This is a genomic window from Bradyrhizobium sp. 197, assembly GCF_023073375.1.
GTDB lineage: Bacteria > Pseudomonadota > Alphaproteobacteria > Rhizobiales > Xanthobacteraceae > Bradyrhizobium.
Genome location: NZ_JADPJJ010000053.1, coordinates 37,977 through 59,781 on the forward strand (window position 1 = coordinate 37,977; position 21,805 = coordinate 59,781).

Sequence of the window (21,805 nt, forward strand, 5' to 3'; positions counted from 1 at the left end):
CTGTTACTCAATTCGCCCCGTCCCGCAGTTTGAACCGCTGGATCTTGCCCGTCGCCGTCTTCGGCAAGGAATCCACCACGTCGATCCAGCGCGGATATTTCCAGGGGCCGATCTTCTGCTTGACGTGGTCCTTGAGCATCTCCTGCAAGTCCGTTGTCGTCGCGCCGGGACGCAGCACGACGAAGGCCTTCGGCTTCAGCAACCCTTCCGGATCGGCTTCGGGCACGACGGCGGCTTCCAGCACGGCGGGATGCGTGATCAGCGCGCTCTCGACCTCGAACGGCGAGACCCAGATGCCGGAGACCTTGAACATGTCGTCGGCGCGACCGCAAAAAGTGTAGCGGCCATCACTGTCGCGAACGTATTTGTCGCCGGTGCGGGTCCACGGACCTTCGAAGGTGCGGCGGCTCTTGTGCCGCTGATTCCAGTAGCCTTCGCCGGCGGAGGGCGCGTCGACCAACAGCTCGCCGACCTCGCCATCGGCGACATCCTGGCCGGCCTCGTTGACGAGCCGCACTGCATAGCCCGGCACCGGCTTGCCGGAGGAACCGTATTTGATGTCGCCGGGCGCATTCGACAGAAAGATGTGCAACAGCTCGGTCGAGCCGACGCCGTCGAGGATGTCGACGTTGAAGCGCGCCTTCCAGCTGTTGCCGACGGATTCCGGCAGCGCCTCGCCGGCCGAGGTGCAGATGCGCAAGGCGCTGCCGCCGCGCTCGCTCTTCATCGCCTCGTCGTTGAGCATCGCCGCGAACAATGTCGGCACGCCGTAGAAAATCGAAGGATTGTAGCGGTTCATCAGGTCGAACATGCGCGCCGGCGTCGGCCGTTCGCTGTTGAGCACCACGGTGGCACCGACCGACATCGGAAAGGTCAGCGCATTGCCGAGGCCATAGGCGAAGAACAGCTTTGCCGCAGAGAGACAAACGTCGTTCTCGCGGATGCCAAGCACCTGGTTCGCGTAAGTATCGGCGGTCGCCTGCAGGTTCGAATGGATGTGGCGCACGCCCTTGGGCATGCCGGTCGAGCCTGAGGAATAGAGCCAGAACGCCGGCTCGTCGGGATGCGTCACGGCGGTCGTGAACCGGTCGCTCTCGCCCGCGAGCTCTTCAGCGAGCTGCCTGTGGCCGTTGAGCTTGGCGCCGGACACCACGACATGCTCGAGATCGGGCATGCGGCCGACGACATCCTTGATGACGGGATAGAGGGCCTCGGAGACAAACAGCACGCGCGCGCGGCAGTCGGCGAGGATGTAGGCGTATTGATCTGATGTCAGCAGCGTGTTGAGCGGCACCGGCACGATGCCGGCGCGGATCGCACCCAGAAACACGACGGGGAAATCGACCGTATCCAGCATGATCATGGCCACGCGCTCTTCGCGGCGGACGCCGAGCCGGCGCAGCATGTTGGCGGTGCGGCGGGTCTGGTGCTGGAGCTCGCCATAGGTGAGCCGGGAGACGGTGTCGTCGAACACGGTCTTGTTGCCGCGCCCCTCCTCGACGTTCCGGTCGAGCAGCCAGGTCACCGCGTTATAGGATCCCTCGCTCACGGACTTCTCCCCCGAATTTAGAATTATAATTCATAGAAAGACACTGTGGCGGCTTGCTGTCAATGCCAGCAGGCACTATGTTTCATTAATATGCGCCGCAGGACACCCGCTCAAGAAGGCCCATGATCCGTAGTCCATGACCGACAGTCCCGACGCCGAATCCCGATTTCTCGAACAGCTCGGCCAGCGCGTGCGCACCATGCGCGCGCTGCGCGGCATGTCGCGCAAAGTGCTCGCCAAGGTATCAGGAATTTCGGAGCGCTACATCGCGCAGCTCGAGAGCGGCAAGGGCAACGTCTCCATCGTGCTGCTGCGCCGCGTCTCCGACGCGATGGGCGCGCATCTGGAAGATCTGCTTCCCTCGGCCGATCCGACCCCGGACTGGCAGATGTTTCGCGATCTCTTGCGCAAGGCGACGCCTGCGCAGATCGCGCAAGCCAAGGATTTGCTCGCCGGCGGCAGCGCATCGGCGCCGCGGCGCGCGCCGTTCTGCGGCATCGCGCTGATCGGCCTGCGCGGCGCCGGTAAATCCACGCTCGGCAGGATGCTGGCGAAGAAGGTCGGCTGGAGTTTTGTCGAGCTCAACAAGGAGGTCGAGCAGCAGAACGGCCTCTCGGTCGCCGAGATCATCGCGCTCTACGGCCAGGAAGGCTTTCGCCGCATGGAGCAGGCGGCGCTGCAACAGCTGCTCGCGCGCAACGAGCTGATGGTGCTGGCGACCGGCGGCGGCATCGTCTCGGAGCCTTTGACTTTCGACCAGATCCTGTCGTCGTTCTACACGATCTGGCTGAAGGCCGAGCCCGAGGAGCACATGGCCCGCGTCCGCCGCCAGGGCGATTTGCGGCCGATGGCGGACGACCGCTCCGCCATGGCGGAGCTGCGCAACATCCTCTTGAGCCGCGAGCCGCTGTATGCGCGCGCGACGGCGGTGGTGGACACGGCGGGACTTTCCGTCGATGCCGCCGCGGCCCGTCTGATTGATGCGGTGCGGCCGGTGCTGCAAAACGAAGCGCGCAGCTTTGGGCTGCGCAGCGTGGCGCTGTAGGTCCGAACTCCCATGGCCGAGAGCGACGTCGCAATCTCGATGTTCGAGCGGATCGGCGGCAGCGCCACGATCGAGCGGCTGGTCGATCGCTTCTACGATCGCATGGACACCCTGCCGGAGGCGCAGGTCATCCGCACGATGCACGCCGCCGATCTCGGCGCGATCAGGGACGTGCTGAAGCGCTATCTCACCGAATGGACCAGCGGCCCAAAACTCTATTCGGTCGAGAAGGGCCACCCGCGGCTGCGCCAGCGCCACATCGGCTTTGCCATCGGCGATGCCGAGCGCGATTCGTGGATGCTCTGCATGCGCGGCGCGCTGGAGGAGACGGTCGTCGATGCTGCCGCGCGGCAAGACCTCGACAAGGCGCTGTCCGGCCTCGCCGACTGGATGCGCAACCGGCCGTAAAAGCGTCGATCAAGGCCGACGTGTGGCGTTCCGGGTACCGCTTCGCTGACCCGGACTATGAGACTTGCGACGCGACTAGATCGACCAGTAATTCGGATGCGGGTAAGGCCGCGAGCGGTCACCCCAGTCGAATTCATCGCCATCGACCTCGCAGGGGCCGCTGCTCAGTTGCTCCGGCGTCAGCTCGACCTGGAAGACCTGACGTCCTGGATCATATCTCAGTGCGCTCCACTGCAGAGGATAATGATGGTGGGTGCCGAGCAGCCCGCCGGTCTTGATCACGGCGTAGGCGACCGTTCCACTCACCTTGTCGAGCATCAACCGCTCGATCGTGCCGAGCTTGGTGCCGTCGCGCCCGTAGACGGCGACATGCTCCACGCGATCACTGGGAACCATGGTATGGTGCATGGCGTTCTCCCTGTTCTCTTTTTTGCCGCGCGCATTATAGCCTGCCAGGCAGGACGAGCGAAACCCACCTCTTTGCTCTCTGGGCTATTTGCTCTCCTGGCCTCAGCTACAACAGCTGCGAACGCACCGACTCCGCACCGTCCCGCAACAGCGGCAGAAAGCGGCCGATCAATTCCTGCGCCGGCACCCGGTCGACATGGGCGCCCATGTTGATGGCGGCGACAATCACGCCGTCGTAGCGGCGGACAGGGACCGAGATCGAACGGAAATGCGGCTCGGCTTCGCGGTCGACCAGCGAATAGCCCTGCGCGCGGTCGGCGACGATGCGCGCGAGCAACGCCTTGGGATCGGTCTCCGTCTGCGGCGTCAGCGCCTCACGCTTCATCGCTTTCAGGCGCGCAACGAGCTCGGCATCATCGAGCTGGCCGAGCATGGCGCGGCCGACCGAGGTGCAGAACGCCGGCAGGCGGTAGCCGATTTCGAGCCCGCCTGAGAACATGCGCGCCGGGCTGCTGCGCGCGACGAACACGACCTCATCGCCGTCGAGCACCGCGAGCGAGCAGATCTCGTTGGCCGCTGTCGCGACGCGATCGAGCACCGGTTGCAGGACCGTGACGAGCTGGCTGGACCGCAGATACGATGCGGCCAGTGTCAGCACGTGTGGCGTCAGTGAAAACAGCTTGCCGTCGCCGGCGACGAAGCCGCCGCGCTGGAGCGTGAACAGCATGCGCCGCGCGGTGGCGCGCGGCAGATCGGCGGCGCGGGCCAGATCGCTCAGCGTCATCGGGCCGGCCGCGGTGCCAAAGCATTGCAGCAGGCGCAGGCCGCGATCGAGACTCTCGACGAAATCCGTCGCGCGTTCGTCGCTCTCGCTTCGCTTCAGCTTGGGCATGGCGTCGGGACATTCCTGCAAAATAGTGCTTGCTGCCGATCCAAGGCATGTCATAATTCGCCCATTCGTTCAATAGGCGAACAAACGCCACTCCACAAGGATGCACTCGCCATGATGAGCCAGGAGCAGAACGACCTGATCACCCGCACCGGTCCGAAGAACCCTTGCGGAAAGCTGATGCGGAGCTATTGGCAGCCGGCGGCACTGGTGGACGAACTTGAAGGCGATCGCCCGATCCGCCCCGTCAAATTGCTCGGCGAAAACCTGGTGCTGTTCCGCGACGAGACCGGGCGCTACGGCCTGATCGATCGCCACTGCGCGCATCGCGGCGCCGATCTCGCCTTCGGACGGCTCGAGCATGGCGGCCTGCGCTGCGCATTCCACGGCTGGCTGTTCGACGCGACCGGGCAATGCATCGAGACGCCGGCTGAGCCGAAGGACTCAAAGCTTTGCCAGAACATTCGCCAGCGCTCCTATCCCGTGGTGGAGAAGAGCGGCATCCTCTGGGCCTGGCTCGGCGAAGGTGAGCCGCCGGCCTTTCCCGAACTCGATTGCTTTGTCGCGCCCGGCACCCACACCTTTGCGTTCAAAGGCCATATGGCCTGCAACTGGCTCCAGGCACTCGAAGTCGGCATCGATCCCGCGCACGCGTCCTATCTGCATCGCTTCTTTGAGGACGAGGACACGTCCACGGCGTATGGCAAGCAGTTCCGCGGCGCCTCCGCAGGCAGCGAGTTGCCGATGACCAAGATCCTGCGCGAGTACGACCGCCCGATCATCAATGTCGAGCACACCGAATACGGCCTGCGGCTGATCGCGCTGCGCGAGATCGACGAGGAGCGGACGCATGTGCGCGTCACCAACCAGCTGTTCCCGCACGGTTTCGTCATCCCCATGAGCACGGAGATGACGATCACGCAGTGGCACGTGCCGGTCGACGACGAGAACTGCTACTGGTACGCGATCTTCACGAGCTACGCGAACCAGGTCGACAAGCAGAAGATGCGCGACCAGCGGCTCGAGCTTTACGAGCTGCCGGACTACAAATCGCGCAAGAACAGCAACAACGATTACGGCTTCGATCCGCACGAGCAGCAGACGGCGACCTATACCGGCATGGGCACCGACATCAACGTCCACGACCAGTGGGCGGTGGAGTCGATGGGCGCGATTCAGGACCGCACCAAGGAGCACCTCGGCACGAGCGACAAGGCGATCGTGCAATACCGCCGCCTGCTGCGGCAGGAGATCGAGAAGGTCGCGGGCGGCGAGAAGCCGATGCTGCATCTCGACGAGAGCACCGCACGAAGCATCCAGGGTCCGGCGACCATGGACGGCATCGGGCCGACACGTGGCTGGGAGACCTACTGGATGGAAGTCGACGTCAAGCGCCGCCGCGGCGCGCCGTGGACGGCACCGGTGCCGAAGGAGATCGCGGACAATGTGCATCGGCTGACGGCGGCGGAGTAAGGGTGACGGCCCATCCTCGTCATTGCGAGCGAAGCGAAGCAATCCAGACTGTCTCCGCGGACGCATTTCTGGATTGCTTCGCTGCGCTCGCAATGACGGAGAATGTGGCGGGCGTCTTGCACCCGTCGTGCATCGGTGACTGAAGGAGCAAACATAGTGAGTTTCGTCGCGCGTCATGCGCTGTGGTCGGATGAGCAGAAGGACGCGGCGACGCGCATGCGCCGTCTCGTCGAGGAGAAAAATCTCGAAGTCATCCGCCTCGCCTTTCCCGACCAGCACGGCATTCTGCGCGGCAAGACCATCATCGCCTCGGAGGCGATCGCCGCGCTGGAAAGCGGCTGTTCGATCACCACGACCATGCTCGCCAAGGACACCTCGCACCGCACGGTGTTTCCGGTGTTCACGTCAGGCGGCGGCTTCGGCATGAAGGAGATGGAGGGCGCGGCCGACGTGCTGATGATCGCCGATCCCACCACTTTTCGTGTTTTGCCATGGGCGCCGGCGACGGGCTGGGTGCTCTGCGACCTCTATTTCAACGACGGCCGGCCCGTGCCGTTTGCGACGCGCGCGCTTTATCGCAAGGCGCTCGACGAGCTTGGACGCCGCGGCCACGATTTCGTTGCAGGCCTCGAGGTCGAATTCCACATCTTCAAGCTCGACGACGCGCATATGCGCCCGGAGGATGCGGGACAGCCAGGCACGCCGCCCTCGGTGAGCCTGCTCAGCCACGGCTATCAGTACCTCACCGAGCAGCGCTTCGATCAGATGGAGCCGGTGCTGGAGATTTTGCGGCGTGACATCGTCGCGCTCGGGCTGCCCTTGCGTTCGGTCGAGGTCGAGTTCGGGCCAAGTCAGTGCGAATTCACCTTCGCGCCGAAGAAAGGGCTGGAGCCCGCCGACAATATGGTGCTGTTCCGCTCTGCCGTGAAGCAGATCGCGCACCGCCACGGCTATCACGCCACCTTCATGTGCCGGCCGAAGCTGCCGAACCTGTTCGCGAGCGGCTGGCATCTCCACCAATCGGTCGTCTCCCGCACGAGCGGCGACAACCAGTTCATGGCCAAGGAAACGACCAAGGAGGGCGGCGAACCGCTCAGCGCGTTCGGCCGGGCCTGGCTCGCCGGCCTGCTCGACCACGCCCGCGCGTCTACCGTGTTCACGACCCCGACCATCAACGGCTACAAGCGCTACCGCTCCTATTCGCTGGCGCCGGACCGCGCGATCTGGGGCCGCGACAATCGCGGCGTGATGATCCGCGTGCTCGGCGCGGCCGGCGATGCCGCCACGCGCCTGGAAAACCGCATCGGCGAGCCCGCCGCCAATCCCTATCTCTACATGGCCTCGCAGATTCTCTCAGGCCTCGACGGCGTCGACCGCAAGCTCGATCCCGGCCCGTCCGCCGATACGCCCTACGAGACCAAGGCGCCGCTCTTGCCGAAGTCCCTGCGCGATGCGGTCAGCGCGCTGAAGGACGATCCGTTCTTCCGCGAAAAACTCGGCGCCGAGTTCGTCGACTACTACACCCACATCAAGAACGCCGAGATCGACCGCTTCCTGTCCGAGGTGACCGACTGGGAGCACCGCGAGTATTTCGAGGTGTTTTGACCTCGGCTTTCTCCCCGTCATTGCTTCGCTACGCACGTGACGACGGGAGAGAGCGGAGGCTCAAATTCCCAGATATCTGTGCTGCAGATCCGGTTCCGCCATCAGCTCTTCGGAGGTGCCGCTCCACACCGTCTTGCCGCGCTCGATGATGGTGTGGCGGTCGCAGATGCGGGCGAGGTGGTCGACGTTCTTGTCGACGACCAGGATCGACTGTCCCCGGCTCTTGAGCAGCGACAGGCAGTTCCAGATCTCTTCGCGGATCAGCGGCGCCAGGCCTTCGGTCGCTTCATCCAAAATGAGGAGCTTCGGGTTGGTCATCAGCGCGCGGCCGATGGCGAGCATCTGCTGCTCGCCGCCGGAGAGCTGGTTGCCCATGTTGGAGGCGCGCTCGGCGAGGCGCGGAAACATCACGTAGATCGACGCCAGCGTCCAGGGATTGGCGCTGCCAAAGCGATCGGCGGCGGCCGCGACCAGATTTTCACGCACGGTGAGGTTCGGGAATATCTGACGTCCCTCGGGGACGAGGCCCACACCGAGTTTTGCGATTCGGTAGGACGGCTGCGTCCGCACTTCCGAGCCCGCGAAGCGGATGCTGCCCGCGCGCGCCGGCGTCAGGCCCATGATGGAGCGGATCGTCGTGGTCTTGCCCATGCCGTTGCGGCCCATCAGTGAGACCATCTCGCCTGATTTGATCGACAGCGACAGGCCGAACAGCACCTGGGACAGGCCGTAGCAGGTCTCGATGCCGTCGACCTCGAGCAGCGTGTCAGCCACCATTTTTTCAGACATGGTGCGTCACCACATGCGCCTCGCCGAGATAGGCGCGCTTGACGTCCTCGTTCGCCCGGATCGCGGCCGGATCGCCGGAGGCAATGACGCGACCATAGACCAGCACCGAGATACGGTCGGCGAGCGCGAACACCGCGGGCATGTCGTGCTCGACCAGCACGATCGAGACTTCCTTCCGCAGCTCCTGGAGCAGCTGCACCATGCGCTGGGACTCAGTGACGCCGAGACCCGCCATCGGCTCGTCGAGCAGCAAAAGCTTCGGCTTGCTTGCCAGCGCAACCGCAAGCTCGATCTGGCGACGCTCGCCATGGCTGAGCCTGGACACCAGGACATCGGCACGATGGGCGAGACCGACGCGGTCGAGCGCGGCATGCGCGGCATCGCGCAGGCCTTTTTCCTTGCGCGCATCGGCGAAGAAGCGAAACGAGGTGCCGGCATGCGCTTGCGCCGCGAGCGCGACATTGTCGGCGGCGGTGAAATCGAGCAGCAGCGAGGTGATCTGGAACGAACGCGCCAGGCCCAGCGCGCAGCGGCGATAGGCCGGCAAGTAGGTGATGTCGCGACCGCCGAGCGAGATGCTGCCGGAATGCGGCTCCAGATGCCCGGTGAGCTGGCTGATCAACGTGGTCTTGCCAGCACCGTTCGGGCCGATGATGGCGTGCAGTTCACCTGCCGCGACGTCGAGCGAGACGTTGTCCGTGGCAATGATGCCGCCGAAGCGGCGCACCAGCTTGTCAACGCGGAGCAGCGGTTCAGCCACGGTTGAGCCTCCCGAGCAGGCCCATGATGCCGCCGCGGCCGAACAGCACGACCAGCAGCAACAGCGGGCCCATGATCAGCGCCCAGTATTCGGTGAGCTGCGACAAGAACTCTTCCAGCAGCAAATATACCACCGCGCCGACGACCGGACCGAACAGCGTGCCCATGCCGCCGAGGATCACCATCACCATGAGGTCGCCGGAACGCGTCCAGTACATCACGGCCGGGCTGACGAAATCGGTATTGTTGGCGAGCAGCGCGCCGGCGAGGCCGCACATCGTGCCCGAGATGACGAAGCAGACCAGCTGGTAGCGTTTCGAGGGAAAGCCGATCGCCTGCATGCGCTGCTCGTTGGAGCGCAGGCCCTGCAGGACGAGACCGAAGCGCGAATTGGTGATGCGCCAGATCAGGAAGACCACGCCGAACAGGCAGGCGAGGCAGAGATAGTAGAACTGCGTGCGGTTCGACAGATTGATCAACCCGGAGAAGTCGCTGCGCTTGTAGACGGTGAGGCCGTCATCGCCGCCGTAACGCGCCAGCCCCGAGGCGACGTAATAGGCCATCTGCGCGAAGGCGAGCGTGATCATGATGAAATAGACGCCGCGGGTGCGCAGGGAGAGCGCGCCGATCACCAGCGCGTAGATCGCGGAGGCCGCGATCGCGACTGGAAACTGGATGAAGCCGCTTCCGACGCCTTCCTGCGCCAGCATGCCGACCGCATAGCCGCCGATGCCGAGATAGGCGGCGTGGCCAAAACTCATCATGCCGCCAAAACCCATGATGAGGTTGAGGCTCGCGGCCGCCAGCGCCAGGATGACGATGCGCGTGAACAGCGTCAGGATGAAGATGTTGCCGGAGGCTTGCGAATAGAGCGGCAGCAGCACGAGGCCCGCCAGCATCAGGACCGTGACGGCCTTGCTCACAGTGAATGTCTTCATCGACGGTTGGCCGGAAACAGCCCCTCCGGCCGCACCACCAGCACGATCGCCATCAGCAGATAGATCAGCATGGACGACAGCGCGGGCGCGGCGGTGGAGGCCGCAGCGCCGCTCAGCACCTGCCGCAACAGATTGGGCAGGAAGGCGCGGCCGAGCGTGTCGATCATGCCGACGAAGATCGCGGCCAGGAAGGCGCCGCGGATCGAGCCGATGCCGCCGATCACGATGATGACGAAGGCGAGGATCAGGATGTTCTCGCCCATGCCGATCTGCACGGTGAGGATCGGCGCCTGCATCAATCCGGCAAGGCCGGCGAGCGCGGCACCGAGGCCGAAAACCAAGGTGTAGAGCAGCTTGATGTTGATGCCGAGCGCGCCGATCATCTCGCGATTGGAGGCGCCGGCGCGGATCAGCATGCCGATGCGGGTACGCATCACGCCGAGATAGAGCAGGAGCGCGACCAGCAGCGCCACCGCGATGATGGCGAGGCGATAGGCGGGATAGTGAATGCCGGGCAGGATCGGCACCGGCACGGTGAGCCAGGCCGGGAGCGGCAGCGCAAGGCCGGCCGGCCCCCAGATCAGCCGCACGGCTTCGTTGAAGAACAGGATCAGGCCGAAGGTCGCGAGCACGTGGTCGAGATGGTCACGTCCGTAGAGATGCCGCAGCGCGCTCATCTCCAGCACGATGCCGAGCACGAGCGTCGCGCCGAGCGCCAGCAGCGCGCCGAGCAGGAAGCTGCCGGTCCAGGCTGCGAAGGTCGCGGCGAAATAGGCGCCCATCATGTAGAGCGAGCCGTGCGCGAGGTTGACGAGATCCATGATCCCGAACACCAGCGTCAGGCCGGCGGCGAGCAGAAACAGCAGCAGGCCGAACTGCAATCCGTTCAAGAACTGTTCGACGACGAGCAACATCAAAACTCTTTCAGGCGTACGCAGGTTCGCGCCGATGTTCGAACACGGTCGCCATCAGTGAAAGAGTTCCCCCTGCCTGTACAAGGCGGAAAAATGGGTAATGGCAGTATCGTTCCGAGGCAAGAGCGATTTGACACCAAACATGCACTTTGTTGCATGCCGATGCATGCGATCGAGCGCCGCCGTGCAAAGCGCTGTGCACGAAGGCTGCCGCGCGGGATGGGTCAACCTGCCGCACCCAAACGATCACCCTCCCCCCGTTGCCGAAGGAAGGGTGTGAAATTCGTCGCAACGTCAGGAAGGATGGCGCCTAGTGCGACGTCATCTGCCGGGGAAGGTCATCCGGTTCAGCGAGCACGCTGTTGGCCGTCGAGGCTTCCAGCGCCGCCATCCGGAACAGATAGGCAAGCGTCCCCAATCCGGTGTCTTCCGCCATCTGCGCCAGTTCGAGCGCCATGTCGGACATGTAGCCGAGATTCTCGTCCTTGGTCTGCGCCATGATCTGGCTGTTCCGCATCATGTTCGACATCTCAGGCGCTCTTTTGTTGCGCGGCGAGGCCGCAGAGGTTGGCACGGGCGACGGCGTCCAGACGCGGGCCGTCCTGTTGCACGATCGAAGGCATGCCGATGCGATCATGCAGGGCATCCAGCGTCTCCCGACGGATGTCGATGGTCGCCGCCATGGTCCATGCGTTCTCCACCAGAGCCGGCAGACCGAGCGGGGTCACGACGAAGCCGGCCTCATGAAAGCGCGGCAACCACCAGGTTTCCATGATCGCGCTGACTTGCGCGATCCCCTGACCGAGGCAGAACTCCTGCACCGCCGTCATCAGTTGCAGGTTGAGCGCGCCGTCGCGGCGATCGCGCACGACAAAGTAGCGCGACCATTCCCAGACCAGCGGATCCGCCGGACAGCCGCGCACCGCCGCCAGATGCGGGAAGACTTCGCTCATCATTGAAGGCTTGGTGGTCGGGTAGAGACGGTGACCGCCGATGATGCGCCGCCCCTCCAGCGCAAGCAGATAGACGGTATCCTCATCGTCATAGGAATCGATCTCGCGGCAATCCGGTTTGCGAAGTGCCTCCCAGTGGCGTTCCTCGACGAAGATGTCGTGCCGCAGCCGGAAATGCTGCTCGAGCACGTCTTCGTAAAGGTGACGATTTACCGCAGAAATGGCGTGAATCATGAAAGCCCCCATTCGTCCTCAATGGGGAGCAGCCTCTGCGAAATGAGGCAGGTTCGATATTGTTTCCCAGTACGTCGGTTAGGGATTGATGATCTTGTTGCGAATCGCCAGTGCAACCGCATGCGTGCGGTTGACGGCACCGAGCTTGCGCGCGGCGGTTGCAAGATGCTCTTCGGCGGTACGCTGCGTGATGTGCAGGATCTCGCCGATTTCCCAGGCCGACTTGCCCTGCGAGGCCCAGGAGATCACTTCGCGCTCGCGCGGGGTGAGGCGTGTCGAGGAATACGGCGCCGGATCGAGCAGACGGCGAATGTGGTCGAAGCCGTACATCGCCATCAGGTGCAATGCCGGCTTGCTGCGGGCGTTGAGATCGAGATGGATGCCCCCGAGCGACACGGCGGCCTCATAGCCGGTGAGCCCGTGGATCGGCACGATGAAGCCGCGCGACATGCGGAAATCGCCGGCGCGGTTCATTACCTCCGCCGCGCCCGGATCGAGTTCGGCATCATAGGGCGCTTCCGACCATTCGAACGGGTTGACCGATTGTCGGCACATCCGCACCACCGGGTCGACGCGGTCGTAGTTGTTCTGTGTGTAGAGACTGAACCATTCCGCGGGCCAGCGCTTGGCAAGCACCATCTGTGCGAACCGCTGGTCGGGATTCGGCAACCCTGTCACGATGATGGTTTCGAAGCCGAAGCGCCCGAACGCTCCTTCGAGCGCGTTCATCGCGTCCGGAACCTTACGATAGGCCGCCAGGCCTTCAATGAAGTCGAGCGCCTCCCGGCCATAATCCACGGCGGACATCGGTGCGTTTCCTGACCCTTGGGCTCCGGTATAGCACGTCTTCGCGGGCTGCCTCAATTCACCGTTTCCGTAGTTGTCCGGTATCCCATTGACCTCGAAGCTTTGATCTACTTGTGGAAGATGGAACGTCAAGTTACACCTATGACGTCTGAAGCGGGAAAACCACGATGGAAGACGAGGACATCGCCCTCAACAGCGTTCTCGGCCTGGAACTCAACCGCGTGTTTTTCGCCGTCCGTGAAACGGCGAACAAGCAGAAGATCATCGAGTTCGCGCGCGAGGTGCTGCAAAGCGAGCGCCCGGAACGACCCGGCAGCGTGTCGCCCGAAGGACCGTCGAGCTAAACGCGGTCGCGGCAGCGCGGGCGCGCGGCCAATTCACGTTGTCGAACATTTGCCGCTGGATGACCTCGCGGCTCTCGTGAGATGATCGCGACCACGATTATCTTTCGGATGCCCAGGACATGATGACGCTGCGCCAGGTTGAAGTGATCCGTGCCGTGATGGTGACGGGCACCATCGGCGGCGCGGCGAAGCTGCTCAACGTTTCGGCCCCGGGGATCAGCCGCCTCGTCAAATATACCGAACGCTCGCTCGGCATCCGCTTCTTCCAGCGCCAGAACGGCCGCTATTTCCCGACGCCGGAAGCCGAGAACATCTTCGAGCAGATCAACGGCGTCTACAAGAAGGTCGACGACCTCTCCGAGCTCATCTCCAAGATCGGCCGCGGTGGATTGTCGGAGCTGCGCATCGGCTCGGTACCGAGCATCTCGCAGGTGATGGTGCCGCGCGCGATCGAGCGCGTCCGCCGCCGCTATCCCGACCTCGGCATCGACATCAACATCCTCAAGCTCGAGGAAGCCATCGACTATCTCCTGCTCGGCCGCGGCGAGTGCGTCGCGATGAGCTATCGGCTCGACCATTCCGGGCTCGACTTCATGCCGCTCGCCTCCGGCGAGCTCTATTGCATCGTGCCATCAGGCCATGAGCTCGCCGGCCGCAAGCAGGTTTCCGCGGCCGAGATCACCCGCTATCCGCTGATCGGCATCGATCCCAACGACCCTTACGGCCGGATCATGGCCGAGATCTTTGCGCGCAACCGGCTCGACTACAACATCACCATCCGCGCGCGCTTCGGTACCACGGTCTGCGCGCTGGTGAAGGCGGGGCTCGGCATCGCCATCATCGACCAGTTCACGGTCGCCCATGGCGGCTATCCCGGCATCGAGCTCTTGAAGATCACCGAGCCGACGCGTTTCGACACCTACATCGCGGTGAAGCGCGGCGCGCCGCTGTCGCTTCACGTCGAGTATTTCATCGAGTCCCTGCGCGCCGAGATGCGCGCGGTGGAGCCGTCCCGCATCAACGGCAAGGCCATCCCTTCGCGCGGGCGCAAGAAATAACATTATGTTAGGTTTGCCAGATAAATGGGTAATTGTGTTAGGCAGGGGAAAGACTATCGTCGCACATGGAAGCCCCCTTGGAATTGCGCGGATTTCCCCGCTAATGGCCGGGACCGAACACTCCCAACGAGACGATAGCGAACCATGTCCGAGCGCGGATACGCCGCCAGCAAAAAACTCCTCACCGGCCTGATCGGCGCGCCGATCGCGCATTCCGCATCCCCCGCCATGCATGAGAGCGCCGCCGAGGCTCTGGGCTTGCGCGGCCACTACCAGCTCATCGAGGTCGCCGGCGCCGATGCGGCCGGGGTTCGCATGATGCTCGAGGGCGTGCGGCGGCTCGGCTTTGCCGGCGTCAACGTCACCTACCCCTACAAGGAAGCGGTGGTCCCGCTGCTCGACGAACTGGCGCCGGGCGCTGCCGCGATGGGCGCGGTCAACACCGTCGTCGCCCGGGCCGGCCGGCTGACCGGCCACAACACCGACACCACCGGCTTCGCGCGCGCGGTGGCGCCACTGCTGGCACCGTCCGGCAACGCCGTCGCCGTGATCGGCGCCGGCGGCGTCGGCAAGGCAATCGCGTTTGCGCTGGCGAGCCTGGACGTGACCGACATCCGCATCTTCGACAGCGAGCCGGCGCGCGCCGAAACGCTCGTCTCCCTGCTCGCCGCACAGGGCGTCGCAAGGCTGGCGTCGAGCATCGAGGACGCGCTGCAAGGCGCGACCGGCCTCGTCAACGCCACGCCGGTCGGGATGCTGCCGAACCGCGGCATGCCGGTCCCGGCCACGCTGCTGCATGAAAAATTGTGGGTTGCGGATGCCGTCTACTCGCCGCTGATCACGCCGCTGCTCGCGGCCGCCCAAGCCACGAGCGCGCGGATCATGACCGGGCGGGAGCTCGCGATCTACCAGGCCGCCGACGCTTTCGAACTGTTCACGGGCCTTGCCCCATCGACCGAGGTCATGGGAGAGGCATTTGACGAGGTGATGGCGGCACGAAGCTCGGCCTATCACGCAGCGTAACCAAAGCGGCCGGACACAAGGCCGCGAACAACATCAACGAAAAATGGGAGGATAGACCATGAAATCGGCCATTCTGGCGGGCGCCCTGCTTGCCTTCGCGACTGCAACCAGTGTTCACGCCCAGGCGATCAAGCTCGCCGACGTCGCCGAGCTTTCCGGCGGCGGCGCAACCGTCGGCACCAACTGGAAGAACGGCATCGATCTCGCGATCGAAGAGATCAACGCCAAGGGCGGCGTGCTCGGCCGCAAGTTAGAGGTCACCCATGCGGACTCGCAATCCAACCCCGGGGTTGCGCGCGCGCAGGTGCAGAAGGCGCTCGACGCCGAGCCCTATGTGCTGCTCGGGCCCGGCTATTCCGGCTCCGTGAAGGTCACCGCGCCGCTCGCGGCCGAAGCCGGCATCGCGCAGATCATGGGCGGTGAAGCCGCCGAGTTGACGCAGGCCGGAAACAAATTCCTGTTCCGCACCTCGTTCGGCCAGCAATCCTCGATGCCGAAGGTCGCCAAATACATTCACGACGACATGAAGGGGAAGTCGGTCGCGGTGGTCTGGGTCAACAATGATTTCGGCCGCGGCGGTCGCGACGTCGTGGTCAAGGAGCTCGACCGGCTGGGCTCCAAGGTGGTCGCCGATCTCTCCACCGAAGCGGGCCAGGCGGATTTCGCCGCCGACGTCGGCAAGATCAAGGCGGCCAATCCCGACGCCGTGTTCGTCTACCTGAACGAGGAAGAGAGCGCGCGCATCCTGAAGGAGCTGAAGCGCCAGGGCGTCACCGCGCCGCTGATGGGCGAGACCACGCTGATCGGCCAGAAGGTGATCGAGCTCGCGGGCGATGCCGCCAATGGCGCGCGCGGCCATGTCGGCCTGACCACCGACGCGCCGGTCGACCTGATCAAGGCGTTTCGCGACAAGTTCGCGAAGAAGTACAATTACGTGCCCGACCATAACGGCCTGAAGGGCTATCTTGCGGTCTACATGGTGAAAGCCACGACCGAGAAAATGGGCAAAGTCGATTCCAAAGCCTTCGCCGACACGCTGCATGGTCTGACCATCAAGGCCGCGGACGAGCCGGGCATCCTGATGGACGTCACCTTCAGCGACACCGGCGACATCGACCGCCAGAGCTTTCTGGTCGAGGTGGTCGAAGGCAAGCAAGTCGTGAAGCAGGTGCTGCCCAAAGTGAAGTGAGGGCTTCCTCCCCTCCCCCCGCCCGCGCGGGGAGAGATCTCTCTTCTCCCTCTCCTCGTAAGAACGGCGAGAGGGAGAAAAAAGAGAGCGGGGAGAGGGAGAAGACAGAGCGCCGAGAGGGGAAAATGTCCAATCTGTTTGATCTTCTGGTCGCGGGACTTGCCACCGGCGCGATCTATGCGCTGGTCGCGGTCGGCTTCACGCTGCTGTGGCAGACCTCGCAGACCATCAATTTCGCGCAAGGCGAGTTCGTGATGCTGCCGGCATTTTTGATGCTGGCAGCGATGCATGCCGGCGCGCCGTTCTGGCTCGCGATTATCCTCGGCATCCTGCTCTCGATGCTGCTGCTGGGCCTCGCGTTCAAGATGCTGCTGGTCGATCCGATGATGCGCCATGGCGTGCTGCCGCTTGCGATCGCGACCATGGCGCTTGCGATCGGCATCAAGGAGGCCGTGAAGCAGTTCTTCAGCGCCGAAGCATCACCCTTCCCCTCGATCGTGCCGACCGGCGACGTCTCCATCCTCGGCCATGCCGTCTCGCTGCAAAGCATCGGCGTCCTCGTCCTCGCCATCCTTGCTGTCTCCGGTCTGACGGCGCTCCTGAACCGAACTTCGCTCGGCCACCAGATGCAGGCGGCGGCGCAGAACCCGACGGTGGCGCGCATCATCGGCGTCCCGGTCGAGCGCATGATCCTCCTGACCTTCCTGATCAATGCGTTTCTGGTCGCGCTCGCCTCGCTGTTGATCACGCCGATCTATCTCGCAAAATTTACATCGGGCGAGGTGCTGGGCCAGGCCGCCTTCATCGCCGCGATCGTCGGCGGGTTCAACCAGGTGCGCGGCGCAATCGCGGGCGGCCTCCTGATCGGCACGCTCGACAATCTCGCCGCCGCCTACGTCTCGACGCAGTACCGCGCCGCCGTGCCGATGATCATCCTGATCGCCGTCATCCTGTTCCGGCCGCAGGGCTTGCTCGGCCGTGCCGAGGAGCGCACCGTATGAGCGCCTTCGCCAAACCTCTGAAGATCGCGCTCGGCCTCATCGTCATCGCCGCGCTGATCGTCATCCCCATGAACTTCAACCGTTATGGCCTGTTCATCCTGAGCCAGTGGGCGGTGATGGCGATCGCCGCCATGGGCCTCAACCTCACGCTCGGCTATGCCGGCCAGGTCTCGCTGGCGCAGGGCGCCTTCGTCGGCATCGGCGCTTACGCGGCAGCGATCATGACCACGCATGGCTGGCCGCTGCCGGCGGCGATCGTCGTCGCGATCGCGTTGAGCTTCGCGGTCGGCTGGGTGCTCGGCTACCCCGCGCTGCGGGTGCAGCACCACTACCTCGCCTTCGTCACGCTCGCCTTCTCCACGCTGGCCTTCCTGGTGTTTCGCAACGAGAGCTGGCTCACCGGCGGCATCTACGGCATCTCCAACATTCCGCGCCCGCACATCTTCGGCATCCCAACCAGCAAGCCGCTGCCGTTCTGCTATGTCTGCCTCGGCTCGCTCGCGATCGTGTCGCTGGCGGTGTGGTGGCTGATCCGCTCCCCCTGGGGCCGCGCGTTCATGGCGCTGCGCGAAAATCCGCTGCGCGCGCAATCGCTCGGCGTCGACACGCGCCGCTATACGCTGATGGCGTTCGCGATCGGCTCGGCGCTCGGCGGCGGCGCCGGCGCGCTCTATGCGCCGCTGACGCAATATATCGATCCCGTGCCGTTCAACCTGTCGCTCTCGCTCGACCTCTTGATGATGGTGATCGTCGGCGGCGCCGGCTTCTTCCTGGGTCCGTTCCTGGGCGCGATGATCGCCGTGCTGCTGCCGGAATGGCTGCGCTTCACCGAGGGCTATTATCTGATGCTCTACGCGATCGCGGTGATGGGGCTGCTGATCTGGTCGCCGACCGGCATTTTGGGAATCCTGGATCGCTATCTGGCCGAACGCCGCACCAAGGCGGCTTCTACGCTGCGCGCTGTCGCAAAATCCCGGCTGGAGACGGTGCAATGAGCGCAGTCCTCGAAGTCACCGACATCAAGAAGAACTTTGGCGGCATCAGTGCCGTCGGCGGCGTCTCTTTCGACGTGCGCGAAGGCGAGATCCTCGGCCTGATCGGCCCGAACGGCTGCGGCAAGTCCACCTTGTTCAACTGCATCCTCGGCCAGCTCACGCCATCAGGCGGCGAGGTCAAGCTCGACGGCAAGGTGGTCACCGGCCTGCGCCCTGCAGAGCTCAACAAGCTCGGGGTCAGTCGCACTTTCCAGCTCCTGCAGGTGTTTCCAAAACTCTCGGTGCGCGAGAACCTGATCCTCGCAGGACAGGAGCACCAGGGCAGCATGGCCTCGCGCCTGGTCGGCCGCTCCGATGCCGGACTGACGGAGGCCGCCAACCAGATGATCGGCTTTTTCAAGCTCGATCATCTCGCCGACGAGCCGGCCGGCGGACTCTCCTATGGCCAACAGAAGCTGCTCGACGCCGCCATGGCCTTCATGGGTGGACCGCGCCTGGTGCTGCTCGACGAGCCCGCCGGCGGCGTCAACCCGTCGATGCTGACGGATTTGAAGGAGCGGCTGGTCGCGATCAACCGCGAGAAGAACGCCACGTTCGTCGTGATCGAGCACAACATGGAATTCGTGATGTCGCTGTGCTCGCGCGTGATGGTGATGGCGGAAGGCAAGGTGCTGGCAATGGGACGGCCCGACGAGGTCCGCAAGGATCCCGCCGTGATCGAAGCCTATCTCGGACATTAGGGAGAGCCATCATGAGCGATCCGATCCTCTCGGTTCACAATCTCGTCGGCGGCTACGGCAAGATGACGATTTTGAACGGCACGACCTTCGCCGTGCCGCAGGCCACCATCACCACCATCATCGGCCCGAACGGCGCCGGCAAGTCCACCGTGTTCAAGGCGATCTTCGGCCTGCTCAAACTGCGCGAGGGCAAGATCAGTTTTGCCGGCCGAGACGTCACCAATTTGAGCCAGCGCGCGCTGCTCAATGCCGGGATCTGCTACGTGCCGCAGGGCCGCAACATCTTTCCCGAGCTGTCGGTGCGCCACAACATCGAGCTCGGCGGCGTTTCCGCGGGCAAGGGCATCGACCTGCCCACGCGGATCGAGGCCGCACTCGACCTGTTCCCGGCGCTGCGGCGGAAATCGACGCAGCAGGCCTCCACGCTGTCCGGTGGCGAGCAGAAGCAGCTCGAAATCGCCCGCTCGCTGCTGCTCGAGCCAAAGCTGGTGCTGATCGACGAGCCCTCGATCGGCCTGTCACCGCTGATGGTGCAGCAGACTTTCGACATCCTGAAATCCCTGCGCGACCGGGGCGTCACGATTTTGATGATCGAGCAGAACGCACGCTCGGCGCTGGAGATTTCCGACATCGGCATCGTGCTCGAGCTCGGCCAGACCCGGATGCTCGACAAGGCCGAGCGCATCCTGAATGATCCCCGCATCGGACAATTATTCCTCGGCGGCGCGATGGAGGACAACGCAGCATGAGTAAACGCTCGATCGCAACGGTCTCCCTCTCCGGCAGCCTCGACGAAAAGCTCCGCGCCATCGCATCCGCCGGCTTCGATATGGTCGAGATTTTCGAGAACGATCTGCTGTCGTTCGGCGCAAGCCCGCGCGACATCGCAAAGCTCTGCGGCGACCTCAATCTCGAGATTTGCGCATTTCAGCCGTTCCGCGATTTCGAGGGCATGCCGGAGCCGCAGCGCTCGCGCAACTTTGCCCGCGCCGAGCGCAAGTTCGACCTGATGCAGGAGCTCGGCACCGATCTGCTGCTGATCTGCTCCAACGTGTCCCCCAGCTCGCTCGGCGGCATCGACCGCGCCGCGGATGATTTTCGCGAGCTCGGCGAGCGCGCGGCAAAACGGTCCTTGCGTGTCGGCTACGAGGCTTTGGCCTGGGGACGCCACGTCAACGACTACCGCGACGCCTGGGAGATCGTGCGGCGCGCCGATCACCCCGCGATCGGCGTCATCCTGGACAGCTTTCACGCGCTGGCCCCCGGCTTTCCGGTTCGCGCGATGGCCTCGATCCCCGGCGACAAGATCTTTCTGGTCCAGCTTGCGGATGCGCCGAAGCTCGAGCTCGACATCCTGTCGTGGAGCCGGCACTTCCGCTCCTTCCCCGGCCAGGGCAATCTGCCGGTCGGCGAGTTCATGGCGGCGATCGCGGCGACCGGCTATGCGGAGCCGCTGTCGCTGGAGATCTTCAACGACCAGTTCCGCGCCGGCTCGGCCGCGCAGACCGCGGTCGACGGCCTGCGTTCGCTGATCCTGCTGGAGGACCAGCTTGCGCCGGATTGGCCAAAGCTCGTCAGCGAGCCTTTGGCGCCGAAAGCCAAAAGTCGCGGCACGGGCTTCATCGAATTTGCCGTCAACGAGACCAAGGCCGGCGAACTTGCCCACCTGCTTTCGCAGCTCGGCTTCCGCAAGACCGGCAAGCATCGCAGCAAGGCGGTGGAGCGCTGGTCGCAAGGCAAGGTCGAGCTCGTCATCAACTCCGAGACCGACGGCTTTGCGCATTCGCACTATGTCACGCACGGTCCCGGCGTCTGCGCCATCGCGCTCGAGGTCGACAATGCGGGCCTTGCCATGCAACGCGCCGAGACACTGAAGGCGCGCACCTTCTACCAGCCGGTCGGGCCGGGCGAACTCGAGATTCCCGCGATCCATGGCGTCGGCGGCAGCTTGCTGTATTTCCTCGATCAAGCCGGCAAGAACTGGAACACGGATTTCGAGCCGATTGCGAGCGACGCCGGCGCGGACGCGCTGCTGGCGGTCGATCACATCGCGCAGTCGATGCCCTATGACGAGATGCTGTCCTGGCTGTTATTCTACACCGGGATCCTCGACCTGACGCGTCTGCCGCAGATGGAGATCGCCGATCCCAGAGGGCTCGTGCAGAGCCAGGCCGTCATCAATGGCGACCAGAGCCTGCGTTTCGTGCTCAACGGCTCATCCGCCAACCGTACACTGCCGGCGCGCTTCATCTCGGAGTTTTTCGGCTCAGGCGTGCAGCACGTCGCCTTCACGTGCCGGGACATTTTTGCGGCGGTCGCGGAGATGCGCAAGCGCGGCGCTGATTTCCTCGATATCCCTAATAATTACTACGACGACATCGAAGCCAAGTACGATCTGGCACCCGAGCTGATGGCGCAGCTGCGCGCCAACCACATCCTCTACGACCGCGAAGGCGACGGGGAATTCTTCCAGGTCTATACCCACATCTTCGACGAGCGGTTTTTCTTCGAGATCGTGGAGCGGCGGGATTATCAGGGCTTCGGCGCGGCCAATGCCGGCATCAGGCTCGCGGCGCAGGCGCGCGAGGTGCGGCCTGCGAGCATGCCGCGGGTGTAGACTCTCTCTACGCCGTCATTGCGAGGAGCCCTTGCGACGAAGCAATCCAGAATCCCTCAGCGGAAAG

The 21,805-nt window shown here is 64.2% G+C and carries 23 protein-coding genes; 13 read left to right on the top strand and 10 right to left on the bottom strand.

The window, feature by feature from the left end; all coding sequences use genetic code 11:
- Window positions 1-7: 7 nt before the first annotated feature.
- Window positions 8-1,549: a benzoate-CoA ligase family protein gene (locus tag IVB27_RS11130; RefSeq protein WP_247443562.1), complete on the bottom strand. Its 1,542-nt coding sequence runs from the start codon at window positions 1,547-1,549 to the stop codon at window positions 8-10.
- 136 nt (window positions 1,550-1,685) lie between these two features.
- Between IVB27_RS11130 and IVB27_RS11135 the strand changes: the two genes are divergently transcribed.
- Entirely contained in the window at window positions 1,686-2,594 is a 909-nt protein-coding gene (locus IVB27_RS11135) for a helix-turn-helix transcriptional regulator (RefSeq protein WP_247443563.1), read from the top strand.
- Window positions 2,595-2,606: 12 nt separating this feature from the next.
- The gene (locus IVB27_RS11140; protein WP_247443564.1) at window positions 2,607-3,002 is read left to right on the top strand and encodes a group II truncated hemoglobin; all 396 of its coding nucleotides are present in this window, start codon (window positions 2,607-2,609) and stop codon (window positions 3,000-3,002) included.
- A gap of 75 nt (window positions 3,003-3,077) precedes the next feature.
- Here IVB27_RS11140 and IVB27_RS11145 read toward each other — a convergent pair whose 3' ends face one another.
- Window positions 3,078-3,410, bottom strand: a complete 333-nt coding sequence (locus IVB27_RS11145; RefSeq protein ID WP_247338730.1) for a PRC-barrel domain-containing protein — start codon at window positions 3,408-3,410, stop codon at window positions 3,078-3,080.
- Between the two features lie 106 nt (window positions 3,411-3,516).
- Window positions 3,517-4,302 carry an IclR family transcriptional regulator domain-containing protein gene (locus IVB27_RS11150; RefSeq protein ID WP_247443565.1) on the bottom strand — a complete coding sequence of 262 codons (786 nt, stop codon included), beginning with the start codon at window positions 4,300-4,302 and terminating at the stop codon, window positions 3,517-3,519.
- 111 nt (window positions 4,303-4,413) lie between these two features.
- Between IVB27_RS11150 and IVB27_RS11155 the strand changes: the two genes are divergently transcribed.
- Together IVB27_RS11155 and IVB27_RS11160 are read left to right on the top strand one after the other, a co-directional pair.
- Window positions 4,414-5,772 carry an aromatic ring-hydroxylating dioxygenase subunit alpha gene (locus IVB27_RS11155; RefSeq protein WP_247443566.1) on the top strand — a complete coding sequence of 453 codons (1,359 nt, stop codon included), beginning with the start codon at window positions 4,414-4,416 and terminating at the stop codon, window positions 5,770-5,772.
- A 156-nt stretch (window positions 5,773-5,928) separates the two neighbouring features.
- Window positions 5,929-7,377 carry a glutamine synthetase family protein gene (locus tag IVB27_RS11160; RefSeq protein ID WP_247443567.1) on the top strand — a complete coding sequence of 483 codons (1,449 nt, stop codon included), beginning with the start codon at window positions 5,929-5,931 and terminating at the stop codon, window positions 7,375-7,377.
- 60 nt (window positions 7,378-7,437) lie between these two features.
- On the opposite strand, the gene IVB27_RS11165 is transcribed toward IVB27_RS11160, so the two are convergent.
- The 7 genes from IVB27_RS11165 to IVB27_RS11195 all read right to left on the bottom strand — a co-directional run bounded on the left by IVB27_RS11165 (window position 7,438) and on the right by IVB27_RS11195 (window position 12,771).
- Window positions 7,438-8,166 carry an ABC transporter ATP-binding protein gene (locus tag IVB27_RS11165; protein WP_247443568.1) on the bottom strand — a complete coding sequence of 243 codons (729 nt, stop codon included), beginning with the start codon at window positions 8,164-8,166 and terminating at the stop codon, window positions 7,438-7,440.
- Window positions 8,159-8,926: an ABC transporter ATP-binding protein gene (locus tag IVB27_RS11170; RefSeq protein ID WP_247443570.1), complete on the bottom strand. Its 768-nt coding sequence runs from the start codon at window positions 8,924-8,926 to the stop codon at window positions 8,159-8,161. Before IVB27_RS11170 ends, IVB27_RS11165 begins: the two co-directional genes overlap by 8 nt.
- Window positions 8,919-9,863, bottom strand: a complete 945-nt coding sequence (locus tag IVB27_RS11175; RefSeq protein ID WP_247443572.1) for a branched-chain amino acid ABC transporter permease — start codon at window positions 9,861-9,863, stop codon at window positions 8,919-8,921. Before IVB27_RS11175 ends, IVB27_RS11170 begins: the two co-directional genes overlap by 8 nt.
- A complete protein-coding gene (locus IVB27_RS11180) occupies window positions 9,860-10,777 on the bottom strand; it encodes a branched-chain amino acid ABC transporter permease (protein ID WP_247324607.1) in 918 nt (305 codons plus the stop codon). The genes IVB27_RS11175 and IVB27_RS11180 overlap by 4 nt, the downstream gene beginning before the upstream one ends.
- 310 nt (window positions 10,778-11,087) lie before the next feature.
- Window positions 11,088-11,306: a hypothetical protein gene (locus tag IVB27_RS11185; protein WP_247443574.1), complete on the bottom strand. Its 219-nt coding sequence runs from the start codon at window positions 11,304-11,306 to the stop codon at window positions 11,088-11,090.
- Between the two features lies 1 nt (window position 11,307).
- On the bottom strand, window positions 11,308-11,964 hold the full coding sequence (locus IVB27_RS11190; protein WP_247443575.1) for an acyl-homoserine-lactone synthase: 657 nt from the start codon (window positions 11,962-11,964) through the stop codon (window positions 11,308-11,310).
- Window positions 11,965-12,042: 78 nt separating this feature from the next.
- Window positions 12,043-12,771: a helix-turn-helix transcriptional regulator gene (locus tag IVB27_RS11195; RefSeq protein ID WP_247338746.1), complete on the bottom strand. Its 729-nt coding sequence runs from the start codon at window positions 12,769-12,771 to the stop codon at window positions 12,043-12,045.
- A 167-nt stretch (window positions 12,772-12,938) separates the two neighbouring features.
- Here IVB27_RS11195 and IVB27_RS11200 point away from each other — a divergent pair, with 167 nt between their 5' ends.
- The 9 genes from IVB27_RS11200 (at window position 12,939) to IVB27_RS11240 (ending at window position 21,738) form a co-directional block, all read left to right on the top strand.
- Entirely contained in the window at window positions 12,939-13,115 is a 177-nt protein-coding gene (locus IVB27_RS11200) for a hypothetical protein (protein WP_247338748.1), read from the top strand.
- Window positions 13,116-13,234: 119 nt separating this feature from the next.
- Window positions 13,235-14,173 (top strand): LysR family transcriptional regulator, encoded by a 939-nt coding sequence (locus IVB27_RS11205; protein WP_247443577.1) that lies wholly within the window; start codon window positions 13,235-13,237, stop codon window positions 14,171-14,173.
- 144 nt (window positions 14,174-14,317) lie between these two features.
- The gene (locus IVB27_RS11210; RefSeq protein WP_247443579.1) at window positions 14,318-15,196 is read left to right on the top strand and encodes a shikimate dehydrogenase; all 879 of its coding nucleotides are present in this window, start codon (window positions 14,318-14,320) and stop codon (window positions 15,194-15,196) included.
- 58 nt (window positions 15,197-15,254) lie between these two features.
- Window positions 15,255-16,385 (top strand): ABC transporter substrate-binding protein, encoded by a 1,131-nt coding sequence (locus IVB27_RS11215; RefSeq protein WP_247443580.1) that lies wholly within the window; start codon window positions 15,255-15,257, stop codon window positions 16,383-16,385.
- 125 nt (window positions 16,386-16,510) lie between these two features.
- Window positions 16,511-17,386 carry a branched-chain amino acid ABC transporter permease gene (locus tag IVB27_RS11220; RefSeq protein WP_247443581.1) on the top strand — a complete coding sequence of 292 codons (876 nt, stop codon included), beginning with the start codon at window positions 16,511-16,513 and terminating at the stop codon, window positions 17,384-17,386.
- Window positions 17,383-18,381 (top strand): branched-chain amino acid ABC transporter permease, encoded by a 999-nt coding sequence (locus tag IVB27_RS11225; RefSeq protein WP_247443582.1) that lies wholly within the window; start codon window positions 17,383-17,385, stop codon window positions 18,379-18,381. Before IVB27_RS11220 ends, IVB27_RS11225 begins: the two co-directional genes overlap by 4 nt.
- A complete protein-coding gene (locus tag IVB27_RS11230) occupies window positions 18,378-19,121 on the top strand; it encodes an ABC transporter ATP-binding protein (RefSeq protein WP_247338759.1) in 744 nt (247 codons plus the stop codon). Before IVB27_RS11225 ends, IVB27_RS11230 begins: the two co-directional genes overlap by 4 nt.
- Window positions 19,122-19,132: 11 nt before the next feature.
- Window positions 19,133-19,870, top strand: coding sequence for an ABC transporter ATP-binding protein (locus tag IVB27_RS11235; RefSeq protein WP_247443583.1), 738 nt, complete (start codon window positions 19,133-19,135; stop codon window positions 19,868-19,870).
- A complete protein-coding gene (locus IVB27_RS11240) occupies window positions 19,867-21,738 on the top strand; it encodes a bifunctional sugar phosphate isomerase/epimerase/4-hydroxyphenylpyruvate dioxygenase family protein (protein ID WP_247443584.1) in 1,872 nt (623 codons plus the stop codon). The genes IVB27_RS11235 and IVB27_RS11240 overlap by 4 nt, the downstream gene beginning before the upstream one ends.
- Window positions 21,739-21,805: the final 67 nt, after the last annotated feature.

Coding starts and splice junctions, on each gene's coding strand:
- IVB27_RS11230 (WP_247338759.1), top strand. CDS start 18,378: ATGAGCGCAGTCCTCGAAGTCACCGACATCAAGAAGAACTTTGGCGGC.
- IVB27_RS11195 (WP_247338746.1), bottom strand. CDS start 12,771: ATGTCCGCCGTGGATTATGGCCGGGAGGCGCTCGACTTCATTGAAGGC.
- IVB27_RS11210 (WP_247443579.1), top strand. CDS start 14,318: ATGTCCGAGCGCGGATACGCCGCCAGCAAAAAACTCCTCACCGGCCTG.
- IVB27_RS11225 (WP_247443582.1), top strand. CDS start 17,383: ATGAGCGCCTTCGCCAAACCTCTGAAGATCGCGCTCGGCCTCATCGTC.
- IVB27_RS11220 (WP_247443581.1), top strand. CDS start 16,511: ATGTCCAATCTGTTTGATCTTCTGGTCGCGGGACTTGCCACCGGCGCG.
- IVB27_RS11175 (WP_247443572.1), bottom strand. CDS start 9,863: ATGAAGACATTCACTGTGAGCAAGGCCGTCACGGTCCTGATGCTGGCG.
- IVB27_RS11150 (WP_247443565.1), bottom strand. CDS start 4,302: ATGCCCAAGCTGAAGCGAAGCGAGAGCGACGAACGCGCGACGGATTTC.
- IVB27_RS11140 (WP_247443564.1), top strand. CDS start 2,607: ATGGCCGAGAGCGACGTCGCAATCTCGATGTTCGAGCGGATCGGCGGC.
- IVB27_RS11205 (WP_247443577.1), top strand. CDS start 13,235: ATGATGACGCTGCGCCAGGTTGAAGTGATCCGTGCCGTGATGGTGACG.
- IVB27_RS11145 (WP_247338730.1), bottom strand. CDS start 3,410: ATGCACCATACCATGGTTCCCAGTGATCGCGTGGAGCATGTCGCCGTC.
- IVB27_RS11155 (WP_247443566.1), top strand. CDS start 4,414: ATGATGAGCCAGGAGCAGAACGACCTGATCACCCGCACCGGTCCGAAG.
- IVB27_RS11215 (WP_247443580.1), top strand. CDS start 15,255: ATGAAATCGGCCATTCTGGCGGGCGCCCTGCTTGCCTTCGCGACTGCA.
- IVB27_RS11185 (WP_247443574.1), bottom strand. CDS start 11,306: ATGTCGAACATGATGCGGAACAGCCAGATCATGGCGCAGACCAAGGAC.
- IVB27_RS11165 (WP_247443568.1), bottom strand. CDS start 8,166: ATGTCTGAAAAAATGGTGGCTGACACGCTGCTCGAGGTCGACGGCATC.
- IVB27_RS11190 (WP_247443575.1), bottom strand. CDS start 11,964: ATGATTCACGCCATTTCTGCGGTAAATCGTCACCTTTACGAAGACGTG.
- IVB27_RS11240 (WP_247443584.1), top strand. CDS start 19,867: ATGAGTAAACGCTCGATCGCAACGGTCTCCCTCTCCGGCAGCCTCGAC.
- IVB27_RS11180 (WP_247324607.1), bottom strand. CDS start 10,777: ATGTTGCTCGTCGTCGAACAGTTCTTGAACGGATTGCAGTTCGGCCTG.
- IVB27_RS11235 (WP_247443583.1), top strand. CDS start 19,133: ATGAGCGATCCGATCCTCTCGGTTCACAATCTCGTCGGCGGCTACGGC.
- IVB27_RS11200 (WP_247338748.1), top strand. CDS start 12,939: ATGGAAGACGAGGACATCGCCCTCAACAGCGTTCTCGGCCTGGAACTC.
- IVB27_RS11135 (WP_247443563.1), top strand. CDS start 1,686: ATGACCGACAGTCCCGACGCCGAATCCCGATTTCTCGAACAGCTCGGC.